The sequence below is a fragment of the Lentilactobacillus sp. genome, assembly GCF_040773105.1.
Taxonomy (GTDB): domain Bacteria; phylum Bacillota; class Bacilli; order Lactobacillales; family Lactobacillaceae; genus Lentilactobacillus; species Lentilactobacillus parabuchneri.
On sequence record NZ_JAXGWW010000307.1, the window covers coordinates 1 to 1,956 of the forward strand.

General features: G+C 42.4%; 5 protein-coding genes. All 5 read left to right on the forward strand.

Annotation, left to right across the window (positions count from 1 at the left end):
- Positions 1-421, forward strand: a 421-nt coding sequence (locus AB3112_RS11055) for a glycerol dehydratase reactivase beta/small subunit family protein (protein ID WP_367334521.1), incomplete at its 5' end; no start/stop codon positions are given.
- Between the two features lie 14 nt (positions 422-435).
- Positions 436-1,026, forward strand: a complete 591-nt coding sequence (locus AB3112_RS11060; protein WP_367334522.1) for a BMC domain-containing protein — start codon at positions 436-438, stop codon at positions 1,024-1,026.
- An 11-nt stretch (positions 1,027-1,037) separates the two neighbouring features.
- Positions 1,038-1,337 (forward strand): BMC domain-containing protein, encoded by a 300-nt coding sequence (locus AB3112_RS11065; protein WP_054734285.1) that lies wholly within the window; start codon positions 1,038-1,040, stop codon positions 1,335-1,337.
- Positions 1,338-1,370: 33 nt separating this feature from the next.
- On the forward strand, positions 1,371-1,874 hold the full coding sequence (gene pduM / locus AB3112_RS11070; RefSeq protein WP_153152758.1) for a PduM family microcompartment protein: 504 nt from the start codon (positions 1,371-1,373) through the stop codon (positions 1,872-1,874).
- Positions 1,862-1,956: EutN/CcmL family microcompartment protein (locus tag AB3112_RS11075; RefSeq protein WP_367334523.1), on the forward strand; the 95-nt coding region annotated here is incomplete at its 3' end. The genes pduM and AB3112_RS11075, both read left to right, overlap by 13 nt.

Sequence of the window (1,956 nt, forward strand, 5' to 3'; positions counted from 1 at the left end):
ATGGGACCGCGGAATGCGGTGGCCACTGGGCTTGTTCTTCGATATGCGGAAGAAAGAGGGCAACAAAATGGCTGACAATCTTGAAAAACCGACAATTGTCATTGGGATAAATGGCACGGGATCGTTGCCTCAAAGCCACTTGAAACCAATTCTTAATGGGATCGAAGAAGAACAAATTACGGTTTCCACTAAGGATATTTCTATCAATAATATTGTTTCCAGGGCATCTCAAGCGGCACTTGCTTCTCGACTATCGGGAGGAATTGCTTACGAGAACAACCGATATGTTGTTCATTATAAGAATTTACCGGAGCAGGCTCCCCTGTTTGATCTAACGATTAATGATGACCAACAGTTACGAAGACTAGGCGCAAATGCCGCTCGGTTAGTAAAGGGGATACCCTTTAAGAAACTATCATGAATGGGGATAAAATTATGGAAGCGTTAGGATATGTAGAGTGTAATGGATTGTCCAGCGCAACTGTTGCCGCTGATCGCATGTTAAAGACAAGTGACGTTAAACTTAGCAGGATTCGCAATGCCGATAATGGTTGGATTACGCTAGAGTTTACGGGTGACATTGCCGCGCTGAAAGTTGCTGTGGAAACGGTTAAACAAACATTGCCTAAGCAATATGTTGCTGGCCTTGTAATTGGTAGTCCTGCCAAAGGCTTGGACGGATTGGGGACCTCAGGGGCAAGTGACGTTGCGCCCCAAAACTTTAACCCCGAAAAATATAATCCAGATGGGTCAATGAAGGAATCAGCAATGTTTGGGCCACATCCGGACCATCAATCTTCAAATGTTCAAGCGGCCGCCGCAGAACCAACGGCAGAGCCAGAGGAGAAAATGCAGGAAACGCATTCCAATGATGACGACGATGATGAGGAAGATGACGGCGAGTCAGATGATGACAAGCCTGGTGATAGGGTGACATGTAATTTATGTGGTGATCCAAAGTGTCCTCGAAAGAAGGGCGAACCACATAACAAATGCATCCATTATGATGAGTTGAAGAAGAAATAGGAGGAAGAACAATGAACAACGCTTTGGGAATGATTGAAACTAAAGGATTAGTACCTTCGATTGAAGCTGCAGATGCGATGGTAAAAGCCGCCAATGTTGAATTGACCGGTCAAGAAAAAATTGGTGCTGGATTGGTAACCGTTATGATCAGAGGAGATGTTGGGGCCGTTAAATCTGCCGTTGATGCCGGCCTTCAAGCAGCTAAAAATGTCGGCGAAGTTGTTTCCTCGTACGTCATTCCTCGTCCACACAGCGAAGTTGAGACAATTTTACCAACGATTCAAGCTTCAGATAGCACCGAGGAACAATAATCTAATTATATTGAATGAGCCGGAGGTGTGCTGATGGATGACTTAGTTCAAAAAGTTATTGAAAAGTTAAAGAAAAGACAGGCTTCAAATAAGATTCTTTTCTTTAATGAATTGCCATCTCCACCGGACAAGCAAGTATTTATTGATTATGGCTGTGTCATTTTAAAAAATGTTTCTGTCCAGCTAATAAAAGATTTGTATTCGTTGAAACGGGATAGTGCCTGGACTTCATGGATCCTAAGCGGATTGAACTATGATGTTCAATTTTATATCCAAGTCAATGAACAGATCGTCAATTTTATTCCACGAACCATGGTCTTGGACTGGCCAATCAATTTTATCGTTGGTCGAAATTCGCTTATTGTAGCCAACTATAATAAGATTATTTCTAGAGGAGAAATAGCCGCATTGCCGGATAACGCGCTTCTAATAAAAACTGCGAGTCAGACGTTAACGGATGAGGGCTTGGAAATCTGTAATAAGAAGAATATCAAAATAAAGATTAGGACTGATGAAAATTGTATATGGCTAGAGTGATTGGTAGTGTTGTATCTACCCAAAAAGACCCATCGCTGGTTGGAAAAAAGTTAATGATTGTTCGCCCAATTGACTCAGATCA